General features: G+C 59.5%; 13 protein-coding genes. 11 read left to right on the top strand and 2 right to left on the bottom strand.

From position 1 onward, the window contains the following. The 8 genes from EOA75_RS13160 to EOA75_RS13125 all read left to right on the top strand — a co-directional run. Positions 1-237 (top strand): sugar nucleotide-binding protein (locus tag EOA75_RS13160; protein WP_164747373.1); only part of this gene is annotated, 237 nt, incomplete at its 5' end. Further along, positions 234-3,902, top strand: coding sequence for a rhamnan synthesis F family protein (locus EOA75_RS13155; RefSeq protein WP_127324395.1), 3,669 nt, complete (start codon positions 234-236; stop codon positions 3,900-3,902). The genes EOA75_RS13160 and EOA75_RS13155, both read left to right, overlap by 4 nt. Before the next feature lie 106 nt (positions 3,903-4,008). Continuing rightward, positions 4,009-4,797: an ABC transporter permease gene (locus EOA75_RS13150; protein ID WP_245307637.1), complete on the top strand. Its 789-nt coding sequence runs from the start codon at positions 4,009-4,011 to the stop codon at positions 4,795-4,797. 37 nt (positions 4,798-4,834) lie between these two features. Next, positions 4,835-6,274: an ABC transporter ATP-binding protein gene (locus EOA75_RS13145; protein WP_245466620.1), complete on the top strand. Its 1,440-nt coding sequence runs from the start codon at positions 4,835-4,837 to the stop codon at positions 6,272-6,274. A 5-nt stretch (positions 6,275-6,279) separates the two neighbouring features. Continuing rightward, positions 6,280-8,070 (top strand): sulfotransferase, encoded by a 1,791-nt coding sequence (locus EOA75_RS13140; protein WP_127324393.1) that lies wholly within the window; start codon positions 6,280-6,282, stop codon positions 8,068-8,070. A 300-nt stretch (positions 8,071-8,370) separates the two neighbouring features. Next, on the top strand, positions 8,371-10,407 hold the full coding sequence (locus EOA75_RS13135) for a nucleoside-diphosphate sugar epimerase/dehydratase (protein WP_164747372.1): 2,037 nt from the start codon (positions 8,371-8,373) through the stop codon (positions 10,405-10,407). 84 nt (positions 10,408-10,491) lie between these two features. Next, entirely contained in the window at positions 10,492-11,403 is a 912-nt protein-coding gene (locus EOA75_RS13130; RefSeq protein ID WP_245466619.1) for a glycosyltransferase family 2 protein, read from the top strand. A 45-nt stretch (positions 11,404-11,448) separates the two neighbouring features. Further along, positions 11,449-11,943, top strand: a complete 495-nt coding sequence (locus EOA75_RS13125; protein WP_067328028.1) for a sugar transferase — start codon at positions 11,449-11,451, stop codon at positions 11,941-11,943. Here EOA75_RS13125 and EOA75_RS13120 read toward each other — a convergent pair. Together EOA75_RS13120 and EOA75_RS13115 are read right to left on the bottom strand one after the other, a co-directional pair. Next, entirely contained in the window at positions 11,931-12,866 is a 936-nt protein-coding gene (locus EOA75_RS13120) for an NAD-dependent epimerase/dehydratase family protein (RefSeq protein ID WP_127324391.1), read from the bottom strand. The two genes, EOA75_RS13125 and EOA75_RS13120, sit on opposite strands and share 13 nt — an antisense overlap. Next, positions 12,863-14,152 (bottom strand): O-antigen ligase, encoded by a 1,290-nt coding sequence (locus tag EOA75_RS13115; RefSeq protein WP_127324390.1) that lies wholly within the window; start codon positions 14,150-14,152, stop codon positions 12,863-12,865. The genes EOA75_RS13120 and EOA75_RS13115 overlap by 4 nt, the downstream gene beginning before the upstream one ends. A 454-nt stretch (positions 14,153-14,606) precedes the next feature. Between EOA75_RS13115 and cysD the strand changes: the two genes are divergently transcribed. From cysD to EOA75_RS13100, 3 genes are all read left to right on the top strand, one after another. Next, positions 14,607-15,512, top strand: a complete 906-nt coding sequence (gene cysD / locus EOA75_RS13110) for a sulfate adenylyltransferase subunit CysD (protein ID WP_066997810.1) — start codon at positions 14,607-14,609, stop codon at positions 15,510-15,512. Positions 15,513-15,514: 2 nt separating this feature from the next. After that, a complete protein-coding gene (cysN, locus tag EOA75_RS13105) occupies positions 15,515-17,452 on the top strand; it encodes a sulfate adenylyltransferase subunit CysN (protein WP_164747371.1) in 1,938 nt (645 codons plus the stop codon). Between the two features lie 10 nt (positions 17,453-17,462). Further along, positions 17,463-17,705: inositol monophosphatase family protein (locus tag EOA75_RS13100; RefSeq protein ID WP_281058526.1), on the top strand; the 243-nt coding region annotated here is incomplete at its 3' end.

The following is a 17,705-nucleotide window of genomic DNA, read 5'->3' as shown; positions in this document are numbered from 1 at the left end:
GGCTTTGCCCGCCACATCCTCGACACAAGCCGGGCGTTTGGTGGCCCGTACGCGCGCGTGCGCGATATCGCGACAGTGGATTATCCGACCAAGGCAAGGCGGCCGGCCAATTCGCGGCTGTCGAGCGTGAAGTTTGCGGACGTGTTTGGGTGGCAGGCGCCGGAGTGGCGGGTCGCGGTGGAAAGCGTGGTTCGCCGGCTGGGGGGCGGCGAGACGAAACAGGCATTGAGTGCATGAACGAAAATCCGCCCCCGAAACAATTGCACGGCGCGAAGCCGCAGCCGGCCGATCAAGTCGCGCCGAAGAAGCGCGCGGGCGGCAAACCGGCGAATACCAAGTCAGCGAAGGCCAAGCCGGCAGAGCGCACCTGCATCATGGTGCTCGGCATGCATCGTTCGGGCACGAGCGCGCTGACGAGGGCGATCAGCCTGCTGGGGGCGGAACTGCCGAAGAATTTGCTGGGGGCGAATCCGTCAAATCCCGCCGGACATTGGGAGCCGCAACGCCTGATCGAACTGCACGACCAGATGCTCGCCGAGGTCGGTAGTAGTTGGGACGATTGGCGCTCGTTCGACGTCAACGACCTTGGGACTGCGCGCCTGCAATTCTACAAGGCCGAGATCGCTAGGATAGTCGACGAGGAATATGGCAGCGCCTCGCTTTTCGTCCTGAAGGAACCTCGTATTTCGCGCTTCGTGCCGCTCTATGCGGAAGTTCTCGAACGAATGCATATCGATGTTCGCTACACGCTGGTCTTGCGCAATCCGCTGGCCGTGATCGCCTCACTGAAGAACCGGGACGGATTTACGGCAGGCTTCAGTTCTCTTCTTTGGCTTCGCCATGAACTGGATGCCGAGCGCGCGACCCGGGGACAGCCCCGCATCTTCTTGTCCTATGAAGGTTTGCTGGACGATTGGCGGCGGGGTATCGAAGGCATTTCGGACAGCCTCGGGATTGATTGGCCACAGCCGAAAATGAAGTGGCAGTCTTTGTTGGCCACGCATTTTTCGGCCGACAATCAGCACTTTACAGCCAGCACCGATTTGCTCGACGCGGCCCCACACATCGCTGGCTGGGTCAAGGATGCTTATGCGGCTCTGACGGCGCTCGAGAAGAACGCCCATGACGAACCCGCTTTGGCGCGAATTGATGCGGTGAGTTTGCCTTTCGATAGAGCGAGTTCGATCTTCGGGGATGCGTGCTTCCCCGAAATGAACGTTCGCATAAAGGTGATGTCGGAAGTTCAAGCCGAAACCGCGAGGGTGGCTGAAAGCCATTTCGTCGAACTACAAGAGCTGGGGGGGACAGTCGCAAAGATGCGTGCGGAGGCGGCGGACCGTGACGCCAAATTCGCGAGTGATCTAGAGGAGGCGAAGCTAAAATTTCAGGCGGTTATTGACCGGCGAGCAGCGGATGCCGGAGTTCTAGAAACAACGATCGCCAAGTTGCGCGCCCAATTGAACGAAAAAGACTCGGCCGTCGGAGCAGAAAAAAAGAGGCTTCTTCATGCTTTGGAGACGCTCTCTGCCATAAAAAACAGTTTTTCTTGGGAACTTGCGCGTCAAATGCGCGCTGCGAAGACAATCGCTCGGAGTGTTGCTCTGTTTGGATTTGGTGAGGGACTGGTCAGTTCAGTTATTCGTTGTGTTGCCGTAGGAAAGTCTGCTGCAAAAAGGGTCATATATCTCGCAGATCACACGTTGAAGCTTATTAGAAGCGAAGGATTTCGGGTAACGTTCGAAAGGGCAAAACGGTTCGCCGCCAGGAAACGGCATGTTCTCCCAAGCCTTACCCTAAATAGTCATACCAGTTTTTCTTCGTTTTCCCTTGTTCGTGATGACGGCGCGACGAACGCAAGGCGCCTGTCGCCCGAGCATGACGTAGCCGTTCGCATACCTTTACCTGGAGTCTCAAATATATCCTTACCGAAAGACATCGCGGTCCTCATTCATGTTTTTTACACAGAAGTATTTTCTGAAATACTTGATGCGCTTAGAAATGTTGGAAAAGACGTCAAGTTGTACATATCGACTACCGACGCTGGCAAGGCTGCTGTTATAAGTAGCATGTGCGAAGACAAAGGTTTCGAGTGCGTCGAAATCAGAGTATTCGAGAATAGAGGGCGGGACATTGCGCCAAAGATTGTAGGATTTCGCGATATATATGATAAGCATGAATTCTTTCTGCATCTGCACACAAAAAAATCTCCTCATTTGTCTGCTCTTGAGGGTTGGAGGTCATATCTGATCGACAGCCTAATTGGATCAAAGGAGATAGTTGAGTCAATACTTTCGATTTTTATGTCGAATCCAAAGGTCGGCATAATTTATCCGCAGCACTACGCTCCCGTCCGGCCAATGTTGAATTGGGGTTTCGATTTCAATATGGCAAAGGACCTGCTGCGGCGGGCCAATTGGGACCTCAGCAAAGACAGTGTCCTGGAGTTTCCTTCGGGCTCGATGTTTTGGGGGCGGTCGGCTGCTCTGAAGCCTCTTCTCGACCTGGAACTATCGTTCGGCGACTTCCCGGATGAGTCTGGTCAGGTCGACGGCACCTTGGCCCACGCCATCGAGCGCAGCTATCTGCATTTTGCAGAATGTGCCGGGTTCTATTGGCTCAAGATTCAAAAGACTGCCGAGCCTCCTTCGTCGACATTACTGGCTTTGGAGCAACCAGGCGATGCCAGGTTGGGGGAGAAGGCTTACGTGCCGCTTTTCGAGGAGCCGGGGCGCTTCGAGCTTTCGCTTAGCCGAGACTATGGCGAACTCCGCCCGCTAAAAATGACTCGGTCGAACAGTAAGCGGCCAAGGATCAATCTACTTCTCCCCACGATAGACCCGCTTTGGATATTTGGAGGAATATCAACTGCGATAAAGGTCTTCGACGAAGTAGCCGCTGAATTGCCGGATTTTGATAAGAGGATTGTCGTACTGGATTCTCCCATAGAGAGGAGCCACCTGCGGAATTTTCCTGGGTACGCTTTGAACTCAACCACGAGTCGTGCGGTGGTTTTCGAAGCCTTTAATCGAGCGCGTGGTTTGGATGTACGCGAGGACGACGTCTACATCTCAACGGCTTGGTGGTCTGAGTTTCTGCGAAGGTCGATCGCCCGCTTTCAAGAGAAGGCATTCGGCCGCAGTTCGAGCGCGGTCTATTTTATACAAGATTATGAGTCGAATTTCGTGCAGTGGTCCTCGCGGTGGGCAATTGCGGAGTCAACTTACGATCTGGGCGAAGGCGTAATCCCGCTCGTGAATTCGGAAGAGCTCTCGACTTTCTTGAAAGACCGGTTTGATATTTCCGGCCAAAATGTAGTTACTTTTCAAGTTAACAAAACAATCGAGCGGTCGATCGAAAGAGTACCCAAGGAACGGATTATTCTGTGTTACGGGAGGCCTACCGCTGCCAGGAATTGCTTTGAGATAATTGTTGACGCGCTGTCATTGTGGCAGCAGAGAAATCCAATCGAAGCAATCAAATGGCAGGTGGTCTTTTTAGGGGAAAACTTCGATCCGGCAAAAGCATGGCCTGTTCAGAATTGCACCGTTCCTGGTAAAGTGAGTCTTGAGGAATATGCGAGATATTTGAGCCGAGCGAGCGTCGGCATTTCTCTAATGATTTCCCCCCACCCCAGCTATCCGCCACTGGAAATGGCTCACGCCGGCCTTATTACTATTTCCAACAATTATGACTCAAAGAACATCTCGCAGAGAAGCGATCACTTGGTGGGGCTTCAGCAGGTAACGCCTGATGAAGTCGCTGCCGCTTTGGAAAATAGCGTCAAACTCGCGGAAGAGAATATTGGTCGCTTCGTCGTTCAAAAAGAAATTCGGAAGATCCCATTCGTGGGAAGTAAGTACGAACCTGGCGCACTTGCGGCCAGGTTGCACACGTCGACATGATGCGACCCATGCGAGCGCGCCTAAATTCCGGAGATCCTTGTATTGAGTCGTACCGGGCTCCACGCGTCGGATCGTGCGTGGTGTCGACTGAGGAATACTACCGGGGTTGCGCTTGCGGGAATTAATATTCTCTCTAATCAGCCGAGAAATCGCAGGCCGTTATCGTGGCTCTGCGCTTGGGTTGTTGTGGTCACTCCTCAATCCGCTGTTCATGTTGGCTGTATACACCTTCGTTTTCGGCGTGGTGATGAAGTCGCGTTGGACGATGCCGGATCAACACAACGCCACGCATTCTACTGGTGAGTTTGCCGTCATCCTCTTCTGCGGACTAATCGTCTTTCAATTCTTCGCCGAGGTAATTTCGTTGTCGCCCGGACTGATCGTTGCCAATTCAAACTACGTGAAGAAGATTGTCTTCCCAATTCAAATACTTCCCGTGGTTTCGGCGGGTGCGGCGTTGTTTCATGCGGCTGTTAGTCTGGTGGTGCTGCTTGTCTTCGCCTATGTGGTTTTCGGTAGTGTTCCGCTTACGGTGTTTCTTGCACCTGTGGTGTTCGCGCCGTTTGTCGTGATGGTGATCGGTATAGCGTGGACGTTGGCATCAATCGGTGTCTACTTCCGCGATATGAGCCAGATCGTGTCGCCGTTGGTGACGGCGACGATGTTTCTCTCTCCGGTTTTCTTCCAGAGGACTGCTCTGCCGTCTTGGCTACGGCCTTGGCTTTCGCTCAACCCTCTTGCAATCCCGGTAGAGAGTTTCCGCAACGTGGTTCTCTTTGGCGTCGCGCCGGATTGGCCGGCGCTGGGTTATTATTCCCTTGTGGCGATCGCAGTTGCCTTGCTTGGTTATCAATTCTTCCAGAAGACCCGCAGGGGCTTTGCCGATGTCCTCTGATAGGGCCGGCGTCCGGGGTTCGGGCGTTGCCGTCCGCGTGCGCGACGTCTCGAAACATTACGTCATGTTCGAGCGGCCGGAGGATCGTTTCAAGCAGATGGTGGTGCCGCGTCTTGAGCGCCTGATTGGCCGACCGCCTCGCCGCTATTTTTGCGATTTCGCCGCTCTATCGGGTGTTTCGTTGGAGATCGGACGTGGCGAGACGGTCGGCATCATCGGCCGCAACGGGTCTGGGAAGTCGACGCTGTTGCAGATCATCTGCGGTACGCTGCAGCCGACCAGCGGCTCTGTCGAGGTCAATGGCCGCATCGCCGCTTTACTGGAACTCGGCGCTGGCTTCAATCCGGAGTTCACCGGTCGCGAGAACGTTTTTCTCAACGCCTCAATCCTTGGTGTCCCACGCAAGGAGATGGAGTGGCGTTTCGACGATATCGCGCGCTTTGCCGACATTGGCTCCTTCATCGACCAGCCGGTCAAGACCTATTCGTCGGGCATGTATGTGCGGCTGGCATTTGCTACGGCGATCAATGTCGACCCGGACATCTTGGTCGTGGATGAAGCGCTTGCAGTGGGCGACGAAGCCTTTCAGCGCAAATGCTTTGCTCGTATCGAGCAGATCAAGGATAACGGCGGCACTATCCTCTTCGTGAGCCACGGGGCCCAGACCATCGTGCAACTGTGCTCGAGGGCGATTCTAATGGATGCAGGAGAACTCATTCTGCAGGGCCGACCTAAAACGATAGTGGCGCAGTATCAGCGCCTAGTCAACGCGAGCCCAGAGGCCGCCAGCGAGATCCGAACGGGTATAGTCGAGGCGGCTGGGATCCTGAGGGCGTCCGACCAGAATCAAGAACTCAATAGGGCTGCAATCTCCGGAGGATCGGGGACTGAAGCAGGAGTTGGCGAAGTCACAAGCGGAGAGCGTATCGACCGTCACCAGGATAGGACAACAGGAGTTCTGAAATACGCTGATTACTTCGATCCGGCACTGACTCCGCAATCGACGGTGTATTTGGAGGAGCGGGGTGCTCGCATTGAAGACGCTCGCATTTTGACCATGTCCGGCGAGCGAGTGAACGTGCTGCAACTGGGAAAGCGTTACATTTTTGAGTATCTTGTTAGCTTCTCGGTCGATGCCAACAATGTCGGATTTGGGATGTTTGTTAAGACTTTGAATGGCACCGGATTGGGGGGGGCCAATTCCAAGAGCGATATCGGTCTACAAATAAAATCGGTATCAAGAGGTTCCATTCGCCGTGTTCGGTACGAGTTCGGGTGTGGATTTCTTCCTGGTGCCTATGCGGTAAATTGTGGCGTGACTGGTTCTGTGGCCGGAGATGGCTTTGTTATGCATAGAATTATAGATGCAGAACTTTTTCGTGTCGCAGCGGAGCCGAATATGATTGGCACCGGCTTTTTTAACATTGACCCTATGTTGACAGTTTCGGCTGAGAGCGAATTTGGTGCAAAAGCATAGCTAAGATGCTCGAAACTTTTTTTAAACGGCTTCGCTCTGGTCAAAGCTTCTCAGAAACGCGCCCGGTGACGCAAGCGGGAACGCAAAATTACGAGAACGTCTCGGTCGTATTCGTCTGTCAGGCCGGTGAGTGGGAAATTAAGGCATTGCTGCTCGCAGCGTCGCTCCGCCGGTGGTGCGGAAATGCGATAGAACTCATTGCCTGCGTTCCAGGACCGACGGAGGTGTGGGGTGAGCTAAGTGCCGAGACGAAACTCCAACTGAAGCTCTTAGGAGTTCGGCAGCAGTCGATCGTCAATGCCTGGGGGAGGGAATTTTCTCATGCTAATAAAATAAGTTGTCTGCGTGTGCCGGTGGCTCGTCCCATTATAGCATTTTTAGACTCTGACATTTTGTGTCTGGGTGAACCGGATTTTAGCCATCCAGGAAAGGATCGTATACGAATCAAGTTAGCCGATGCCGCGCCTTTTGAGAATGATGTCGAGGTATGGAAGAGGATATATGCGGTTTGCGGGGTAGATTTTCCGGATTATCGATATCCAATGACTGCAACGTCTCAGTATACGTTGCCATTTTTTAATAGCGGAGTGATGGTTGTCGAGAGTTCGTTTGCGAAGAAACTTGCCGACGACTGGGAGCGCCTGAGTGCCGTAATAAGATTGGCGGGCAACCTTCCGGATAGGCGCCTGTGGAGTGATCAGCTCGGCCTTGCCGTCGCCTTTCAAAACCTCGGTATCAAACCACAAGTGATGGATTTTAGACAAAACCATCCAACGCATCTGATGCCGTTATCGCTGTTTCCAGACGTTCGACTATCACATTATCATTGGCCGACGGTTTTGCGGGAGGAACCCAAGTTAGTTGCCGAATTGAAGTATTATGTTGGCGCGTCTGCTGAGGTCCGTAAGGTGATTGAGGCCAACTCTGAGTGGTCAGGGATTCTAGGATCGAGAAAACGTACTGGTGGCAGAGAGAATGTTCAACCCAACACCTTGCTCATAACAGGAATTTCGAGGAGCGGCACCAGCTATCTGTGCCAACTCGTTGATACCTTAAGTAATGCCATGGCGTTGAACGAAACGCCAGAATTGGTGACCAGTCTGCTAGGTCAGGGACCCGCCTGGGGTCTTGCCACCTATTTGCGACGAATCCGCAGATTGGTTGCTGAAGGGCTGCCTATAACCAACAAGGTATGGAATGGAAGCGTCATTAACGACACGGCAGTGCGCGACGAGCTTTCAACGTACATCCCCCCCGTGGACAGCGAGGATTTCACTCTCGCTGCCAAGAATACATTTGCCTTTCTTTCCAGTTTGCCACGTATCCGCCGCGTTCTGCCCGAGGCTCGCATCGCGGTGTGCGTTCGCAATCCGATCGACACTATAGCGTCTTGGAAGGCCAGCTTCCCGCATTTGCTTAATGCAGACACCAGTGTACGACCGGTTGGAAATGCAAACGATCCATGGATTTCGCCAGCCCGCAGTGCGGAACTGCGTTCGATCGCGGAGACTCAGAATTTGGCCAACAGGCGTGCCATGCTGTGGCGCTACCTTGCTGAACGCGTACTCGAAGATCGTGGAAATCATGTGCTGGTGAAGTACGAGGATTTGGTTGTCGATCCCCCGGCACAGTTACGCCGGATCCTCGGTAACTGGGATGCTGGTACGCCAAGTCAACCCATCACGTCTGGGCGTGCGCGCTCCAAACGTCATGTTTTGGATGAGGAGGATCTTATTGCGGTATCTACAATTTGCGCCGATGTGGCCGCAGAATTGGGCGTTTGGGAATGCAGTTAAAGCTCGAGTCGCGGACCAGGACAAATGGAATTGGAAATGAAGCTGCGATAAATTGCAGCGGCAGAGGACACAGGCATCCCTGCGCGAAGTTATTTCCGGCTACGCAGTACTGTTGTCTAGGATGTCGATCGAGACCCTCTCGCACTCCCCAAAAAAACCCTAGCTCTCCCCCCAAGTCCGCGCTAATGCGATAACAGGGTGACGGGGTTGGGGGATTTGCAATCTGGAGTGGCGGCGGACGGTGTTCTGTCCCGCGCCGTTCTGGTAATATTTCCCGCGCCTGGAGTTCAGTACTACCCAATGACCGCCTATGTAGAAGCCGTATCGGGCCTCCGACCGAAGATGCGGCGCGCCATCATCATGGTCCAGGACCTCGTCATGGTCCTGATCGCGGTGGCGCTCAGCCTCACGCTCTCGCAGTCGCGGCTTTCCTTCGATGCGTTCTCCTCCGGCGGGCTGGCTTGCTGGGCGCTCATCGTGCTCCTCGCCCATCTCCTGTTTCGCACCTGCGGCCTCTACAGCACCGTCTGGCGCTTTGCCTCAACGCCCGACTTCTTCAACATCCTGAAGGGCTGCGGCAGCCTGACGGTGGTTCTCTATCTGGCTTCGATTGCCTACCGCTCCTTTTTCCAGCCGGTCGCCGGCCTCAACGAGCGCCAGTTCATCGTCTTCTTCCTGGTCTCCTTCACCATCATTTCGGCACCCAGGCTCTACTATCGCTTCCTGCGCGACGGCGCGTCCTGGCGCATCCTGCGCCGCGCCGCCGGCGATGCGTCGATCAAGCAGGCGCTGTTCATCGGCCGGCTGAGCGAGGCCGACGTGATCGTCCGCTTCACCCGCACGGCGGTGCCGGCCGAATATGCCATTGCCGGCATCATGGCCACGGAGGCCGGCGCGCCGCTCGGCACGCAGATCCAGGGCGTTCCGGTCGTGGCGCTGCGGCCGCGTCTGGTCGAGGTGCTGGAAGAATATGTCAAGGGCACGGAAAACCTCGACCTCCTGATCTTCGGCAAGGGGGTCGAGCGCGAGATCGAGGACTATGCCGAGCTGGTGCGCGTCGCCCGCCACAGCGGCATCGCGGTCGTCCAGTTCTCCGGTCTTTCGGAACTGGGGCAGGGCGGCAAGCTGGTTCTCGATGCCGTCGAGATGGAAACCATCATGCGCCGTTCGGCGGTCGCCACCGACATCGCGCGCATCGGTGCCTTCGTCGGCGGCAAGCGCGTGCTGGTCACCGGCGGGGCCGGCTCCATCGGCCGTGTGCTGGTCAAGCGCGCGCTGGAGCTCGGCGCCGAGGCGGTGCTGGTGGCCGACAATTCCGAGTTCGGCATCTTCCAGCTCGATCAGATCATCGACGAGAAAGACCGCGACCGGCTGGCCAGCCGCATCGTCGATGTCACCGACCGGCCGCACATGATGCGCCTCGTCAGCGAGTTCAAACCCGCCATCATCTTTCACGCCGCGGCGCTGAAGCATGTGCCGCTGCTGGAAGAGAACTGGGAAGCGGCGATCGAAACGAATGTCTTCGGCACGCTCGCCTGCGCCGAGGTCGCGGCCGAATGCGGGGTGCCGCAGTTCCTGCTGATTTCCAGCGACAAGGCCGTCGACCCGAGCTCGGTGCTTGGCGTCACCAAGCGCGCGGCCGAGCAGATCGTCTCCTCGCTGCATGAAACGCACGCCGCGCCGTCGCCTTTCCCTGCCGGCGGGCTGAACGGCCGCCATGCCGGCGTCCCAACTGTGCGTCGTCCCGGCACCAAATTCATCGCCGTGCGCTTCGGCAACGTCTTCGGCTCCAACGGCTCGGTGGCGACCATCTTCCAGGCGCAGATCGAGGCCGGCGGGCCGGTCACCATCACCGACCGGCGCATGACGCGCTATTTCATGACAGTGGCCGAGGCGGTCGATCTCGTCATCATGTCGGCCGCCGATGCCGAGCGGCGCCAGGGCAGGGACGACTATGCCATCTACATGCTCGACATGGGCGAGCCCGTGCCGATCCTCGAAGTCGCCGAAACCATGATCCGCATGGCCGGCAAAAGCCCCTATACCGACATTCCGATCCGCTTCACCGGCATCAGGCCCGGCGAGAAGCTGCACGAGGCGCTGCATGGCGAAGGCGAGGAGGTCGTCAAGCTCGACATCGCCAAGATCTTCGGCCTCAGGACCGACGTCGTCGAGTGGCGGAGGATCGAGGCCGCGCTGCCCGCGCTGGTGGCCGCCATACGGGACCAGGACAAGGCCGCGGCCCTCGCGATCCTGGCCGGGCTCAACCGGGCAGGGCAAGGCATTGGCGGCGCGCCCCAGCGGGCGGTGCCGAAAGCGGCCGGACAGATCAGTTAGCCCTGTGCCGCCCTCCCGCAATTGGCTATTGAAGCCTGTTCGAACGCTGCGGGTTCTGAAGCAGTGACCGGAAAAGATCAGCGCGTGGCCGTTCTCATGGGCACGAGGGATGGCGCCGCCTATATCGGCGAGCAGTTGCAATCCTTGCTCGACCAATCATGGCCCCATGTCGATCTCTGGGTTTCCGACGACGGCTCGACGGACGCCACGCTCGCGATCCTCGAGGCGTGGCGGTCCCGCTGGAACAAGGGCTCCCTTACGCTGGTGCAGGGCCCGCGAAACGGCTTCGCCGCCAACTTCCGCTCGATGATCATCGAGCCGCGCGTCGATGCCGATTACTACGCCTTTTGCGACCAGGACGATGTCTGGGAGCCGGACCGGCTGGAGAGCGCCATTCGCTGGATGGAGACACAGGATATGGCAATGCCGCTGCTGTTCTGCTCGCGCACGGCGACCATTTCCGAGACCGGCGTCCCGGCCGGCCATTCGCCGCTGTTCCACCGCCCGCCATCCTTCCGCAACGCCCTGGTGCAGAGCATCGCCGGCGGCAACACCATGCTCTTCAACCGCGCGGCGCGCGACCTCCTGGCGAAGGCATCGGCAAGAACCGAATTCGTCAGCCATGACTGGTGGGCCTATCTCGTCGTGACCGCTGCCGGCGGCAAGGTCCGCTACGAGCCGCGGCCGCTGGTCAGGTACCGGCAGCACGGGGCGAACCTGGTCGGCGCCAACGTCTCCTGGAGGGCAAGGCTTTCGAGGCTCGGGCGGCTGTTCCAGGGCCAGTTCGCCACCTGGACGGACAGCAATCTGAGAGGCCTTGCCGCCAACCGCGACCTCGTCACACGCGATGCAGCACGTTGCCTTCGCCTGTTCATCAGGGCGCGCAAGGGCAGTGCTCTCAGGCGCTTCAGCCTGCTCGGCAAAAGCGGCGTCTACCGGCAGACCCTGATGGGCACGCTCGGCCTCTACCTTGCCTTTCTTTGGCGGCGGATCTGAGCCGTGACGGCAAAGCGGGCTTTCGACCTGACTATCGCGGCCGTCATGCTGGCGGTTACGTCGCCTGTTGTGCTGATCGCCATGCTGGCGGTCAGGGCGACATCGCCCGGACCGGCCATTTTTTCGCAGCCGCGCGTCGGGCGCGGCGGCGCTGTCTTTGCCTGCCACAAGCTGCGCACCATGCATCGCAACACTCCGTCCTTGCCCACGCACGAGGCGCCTGCCGGCTCGGTCACCGCGGTGGGCAGGGTGCTGCGCGCGACCAAGATCGACGAGCTGCCGCAGCTCTGGAATGTGCTCAAGGGCGAGATGAGCCTTGTCGGTCCCCGTCCGTGCCTGCCGACGCAAACGGAGCTGATCGGCCACCGGCGCCGGCTGGGCGTGCTTTCGGCGCTTCCGGGCATCACCGGGCTGGCGCAGATCAAGGGCATCGACATGTCCGATCCGAAACTCTGCGCCGAAACCGACGCTGCCTATCTGAAGGCCGCTTCGATCGGCCTCGACCTCAAAATATTGCTGGGGACATTCTACCGGGCCTGAGCGGCTTTCTTTCGCGCCAGTTCCTCAAGCCGGCCGAGCGTATCGGTTTCCGGCATCCAACCTTCCCCGGCCAGCAGTGACGGATCGCAGACCTGGGTCGCGGTCAAGGCTTGCCATGATGCCTGCCTGCCGAGCAGCCTTGCCGCCAGCCGCAGCGGCATCCCAGGCATGGGAAAAAGCCGCGGCGGACGGCCGAAACCACGGCGGAACGCGGCAATGATTTCGGACGTCGCAAGAGGGGCGGCGTTGCCCGCGACATAGGCCGGGTGGAGCGGTCCCGGACGGCTGACAAGGTGCAGCACCGCGCCCGCCGCGGTGTCGGACGCGATCAGAGAGCGCACACCCGCCAGCACGCCGGTCGGCAGCGGCAGGGCGGTGTCGGCAAGCCGCATCAGCGCTGCCATGTTGCCCCTCATGCTCTCGCCATAGACGGGCGGCAGGCGCAGTGCCGTGGCATCCGGGCGTCCGGCGTAAGCCTCGATCATCCTGATCTCGCCTTCCCGCTTGGAGCGGCCATAGGCGCATTGCGGGGCAGGGGCCATCGCCTCGTTGATCGTGCCGCTGAAGCCGGGACCCGCCACGGCCCGGATCGAGGAAAGATAGATGAAGCGCCCGCCGCAACCTGCAGCCGCGGCCTTGGCCAGCCGCGCGGTCAGCGTCGCATTGGCGGCCTGGTGGTCGGCGTCGCTGAAAGTCCGATCGTTGTTCAGCGCCGCGCAGTGGACGACATGGCTCACCTCGCGCATCAATGCCAGGAAGGCGTCGTCCGGCGCATCGGCGCCGGGCAGCGCAAAGACCTCGCCCGCAGCCTGCAGTCGTTCCGGCCGGCGGGACGCAATGCGCATGTCGAAGCCGGCCTGACGCAGCCGGCCGGTCACCTGGCGTCCGATCAGTCCCGTCGCCCCGGTGACCAGGACCTTCATGTTCGCCGGCCGGCGGCCGAAGGAATGGCTGCGCTCTTGCCGGTCGGCGGCACCGTTCGTCCGCAAGCCAGATAGGTTCCCGAAACCAGGAACACCATCAGCGTCGAATCGAGAAGGTCCTGACCGACCAGGATACCCGTCAGCCCGCCTATGAGATAGGTGACGACCGTGACGATGATCATCGTTGCGCCGAACCGTTCCGCTGGGCCGGCGCTGCGGAGCAGCGCCCTTGCCGCGTTCCAGGCCGCGACGACGAAGATCGCCGCCAAGGCGAACGCCCCTAACAAACCGGCCTGCACCGCCGCGGTCAGAAAACCGCTATGGTAATGGTTGTAGCCTGCGTCCATGCCGAATTGATCGTGAAAACCCTGTTTCATCAGCGCTCGGCTGCCTGTGATGCCATGTCCGAAAATCGGAGCCTCGTGAAACGCCTTCGTGCCGATCTCCCACATCGCCACCCGCAGTCCAAGCGCCGTCGTATGGTCGTTCTTGGTGGTGAGCGCATCCAAGTCGCTGAAAAGGAAGTCAGCCCGATTGGCAATGACGGGAAACGCGAGCGCGGCGAGCAGCAGGCAGGCGCCGCCGGCAATCAGCGCAATGCGCGCGAGTTTCAACTCGCTAAGCCGGCGCCGGTTGATCGAGAGCACGGCGATGCCCGCAAGCAGCAGCGCCAGCCAGATGATGCGGGAGCCCGAATAAAGCACCGCCAAGCTGCCCGCAAGCGCAGCGAAGGTCAGCAGCTTCCAGCGCTTTTCGATCCCCGACAGCGCGCCTGCGAGGCTCATCGCCGCGGCCAGGCAGGTCACCGTCGCGAATACGATTGCGTTCCCGGCACCGCCTTCGGCCCTGGTGCCGATCCAGTAATACTGAACGACGGCGAGCAGCAGCGCGCCGAAACATGCCGCGGCGCTCGCCAGCACGACGATGCGTACAAGCACGGTCTTTTCCGTGATGCTCCAGGTCGAATAGGAGATCGGAAAGAAGAGGAAAGTGATCAGCGGCAGGAACAACCGCAGATCCGCCGCCAGCGTGCCGTTGACGATCGAAGCAAGGACGATGGCCGCGCAATAGGCACAGATCGCCACCGTCATGGCAAGCATCGACCGGTCGATGTTGAACCGCCGCCGTCTGATGGCGAGCAGAAATACGGACCAGAGCGCGCCGCCGTTGAAAACGAAGCTGACCACCGATCCCAGCACGGGCGGCGAGAAGAAGCAGACGATCGAGAAATAGATGTTGATCTGTGTCGGCGTGAGATGCCGCCGAAGCGATGTAAACGGGTTCAATGCCTTGCTTCGCAATCTTCCAGGTTGTGCGCAGACCCGCCGGGGTACCGAACAATTGGCTTTGACCGATCCCGTTCTGCCGCGCCTCGCCTGCTCCCGCGCCGGTATAGCGGCTGGCTCCGATCTCCGATAGGGCGACCGAAGGATGTCCAGCCAAAAATCGGCGGCGTGGACGAAAGCTCTTGGAAGTCAACCTAGCCGATCGAAGCAAATAGGTTTGTTCGGCCCCTTTCAATTGCTCGGCTTGTCTGGGAGAATTTTCCGACTTATCAAGCTCACTTGGAAAATTCATTCCCAAAGCGCTGTGCCCGGCGCGGGTCTTGCATTGTTATGGGCGATGGCGATCTGCTAGAACGCCCGCGACAAGTGTCCAGGGCTTGACGGGCTGTTTTAGCAAACCGCGCCAATCGCCTGCTGCAAGGCCTGGCCGGCACGAAAGAACGCTCAATAGCTTATGAATATCGCGCTCACCCATCTGCAGCGGCTAGAGGCCGAATCCATCCACATCTTCCGTGAGGTTGCGGCCTCTTTCGCCAAGCCGGTGATGCTCTATTCGGTCGGCAAGGATTCCTCGGTGCTGATGCATCTGGCGATGAAGGCCTTCTATCCCGCCAAGCCGCCATTTCCCTTCCTGCATGTCGACACGACCTGGAAGTTCCGTGAGATGATCGCCTTTCGCGATCAGATGGCGCAGAAGCTCGGCTTCGACCTGCTTGTTCATGTCAACGAAGACGGCGTGCGCGACGGCATCAACCCCTTCGATCACGGCTCGAACACCCACACCCATGTCATGAAGACGGTGGCGCTGCGCCAGGCGCTCGACAAATACGGCTTCGACGCGGCCTTCGGCGGCGCCCGTCGCGACGAGGAGAAGTCGCGCGCCAAGGAGCGCATATTTTCCTTCCGCAATGCCCAGCATGCCTGGGATCCCAAGAACCAGCGGCCGGAAATGTGGAAGATCTTCAACACCCGGATCGCGCCGGGCGAATCGATCCGCGTCTTTCCCCTGTCCAACTGGACCGAGCTCGACATCTGGCAGTACATCCTGCAGGAGAACATCCCGATCGTGCCGCTCTATTTCGCCAAGGAGCGGCCGGTCGTCGAACGCGACGGCATGCTCATCATGAAGGACGATGACCGCATGCAACTGCGCCCCGGCGAGAAGATCGAGAACCGTCTCGTGCGCTTCCGCACGCTGGGCTGCTATCCGCTGACGGGCGCCATAGAATCGGATGCCGACACGCTCGAAGCCATCGTCGGCGAGATGCTGACCGCCCGCACCTCCGAGCGCCAGGGCCGCCTCATCGACCGCGACGAGGCAGGTTCCATGGAAAAGAAGAAGCGCGAGGGGTATTTCTGAGCATGCGCCACATCCTGGCCAAGAGCCTCGCCCCAACCGATTCGATCCGCGACTACATGGCCGCGCAGGAGAAGAAATCGCTGCTGCGCTTTCTCACCTGCGGCTCGGTCGACGACGGCAAGTCGACGCTGATCGGCCGGCTGCTGTCCGATACCAAGCAGATTTTCGAGGACCAGCTCGCCGCGTTGGAGAACGATTCTCGCAAGCACGGCACCACCGGCGACGACATCGACTTCGCGCTGCTCGTCGACGGGCTGGAGGCCGAGCGCGAGCAGGGCATCACAATCGACGTCGCCTACCGCTTCTTCGCCACCCCGAAGCGCAAGTTCATCGTCGCCGACACGCCCGGCCATGAGCAATACACGCGCAACATGGCGACGGGCGCTTCGACCGCCGACCTCGCCATCGTGCTGATCGATGCGCGCCAGGGCGTGCTGCGCCAGACCCGGCGCCATTCGATCATCGCCTCGCTGCTCGGCATCCGCCACATCGTCCTTGCCGTCAACAAGATCGACCTCGTCGGCTTCGACAAGACCGTGTTCGACCGGATCGTCGCCGACTACGGCGAATTCGCGCAAAGCCTGGGCTTCAACAGTATCGTGCCGATTCCGATGTCGGCGCGCTTCGGCGACAATGTCACCAGCCGCTCGGAGCGAACGCCCTGGTATTCCGGGCCGTCGCTTATCGAGCATCTGGAAACCGTGTCTGTCGACGAGGCGGCGATCGAATTGCCGTTCCGCTTCCCCGTCCAGTATGTGAACCGTCCCAATCTCGATTTTCGCGGCTTTGCCGGAACCATTGCATCCGGTTCCGTTTCCAAAGGCGACGAGGTCGTGGTCGCCAAATCGGGCAGGGCCTCCCGGGTCAAGCGCATCGTCGCGCATGGCGGCGACCTTGAGCAGGCTGTTGCCGGCCAGGCCATCACGCTCGTCCTCGAGGACGAGGTCGAGGTTTCGCGCGGCAACATGCTGGTATCGCCGGCCGCACGTCCGCAGGTCGCCGACCAGTTCGCCGCCAATCTGGTCTGGTTCGACGAGCAGGCCCTGCTGCCCGGCCGGTCCTATATCCTGCGCACCGAAACCGATCAGGTGAGCGCGACCGTCACCGATCTGAAATACCGCGTCAACGTCAACGATTTCGCGCATGAAGCGGCGAAGTCCCTCGACCTCAACGAGGTCGGGGTGTGCAACCTGTCGACCCGGGCGCCGATCGCCTTCGATCCCTTCGCCGAGAACCGCACGACCGGCGCCTTCATCCTGATCGACCGCATCAGCAACGCCACCGTCGGCGCCGGGATGATCCTGCATTCGCTGCGCCGCGCCGAGAACATCCATTGGCAATCGCTCGACGTCGGCAAGCGCGGCCGCTCTGACCTCAAGAACCAGCGCCCGGCGGTGTTCTGGTTCACCGGTCTGTCCGGTTCCGGCAAGTCGACCATCGCAAATCTCTTCGAGAGGAAGCTGTTCGCATCCGGCCGCCACACCTACATCCTCGACGGCGACAATGTCCGCCACGGCCTCAATCGCGATCTCGGCTTCACCGACGCGGATCGCGTCGAAAACATCCGCCGCGTCGCCGAAGTGGCCAAGCTGATGGCCGATGCGGGCCTGATCGTTATCGTCTCGTTCATCTCGCCCTTCAGCGCCGAGCGGCGCATGGCGCGCGAGCTGATGGGCGAGGGGGAATTCGTAGAGGTGTTCGTCGACACGCCGTTCGAGGAATGCGCCCGCCGCGACCCGAAGGGCCTTTACGCCCGCGCCTTGAGCGGCGAGATCAAGAACTTCACCGGCGTCGATTCTCCCTACGAGACGCCGGAGAACCCCGAGATCCACCTCAAGACTCTCGGCAGGACGCCCGAGGAGATGGCGGAAGCCCTGGAACACTGGCTGACGGAGCGCGACGTTGCCGAAGAGCAGTATGACGATGGCGGCGGCATCTGACGACGCGGCAATGCTTGGCGTGTTCGAGCGCCTCGCGCTCGATGCCGGCCGCGCGGTGATGCGCGTTTTCCACGAAGGCTGCGCCGTCGACAGCAAGTCCGACTCTTCGCCGGTGACGGAAGCCGATCGCGAAAGCGAAAAGATTATCCTGGCCGGCCTGCGCGCCGCTTATCCGGACATCCCTTGCGTCGCCGAGGAGGAGGTTGCGGCGGGGATTTCCACCCCCCACCCCCACCCTGCCTTTTTTCTCCGC

Source organism: Mesorhizobium sp. M1A.F.Ca.IN.022.07.1.1 (genome assembly GCF_003997575.1).
Lineage (GTDB): Bacteria > Pseudomonadota > Alphaproteobacteria > Rhizobiales > Rhizobiaceae > Mesorhizobium.
The sequence above is the reverse complement of the archived record's forward strand: the minus strand, read 5'-3'. Positions and strand labels throughout refer to the sequence as shown.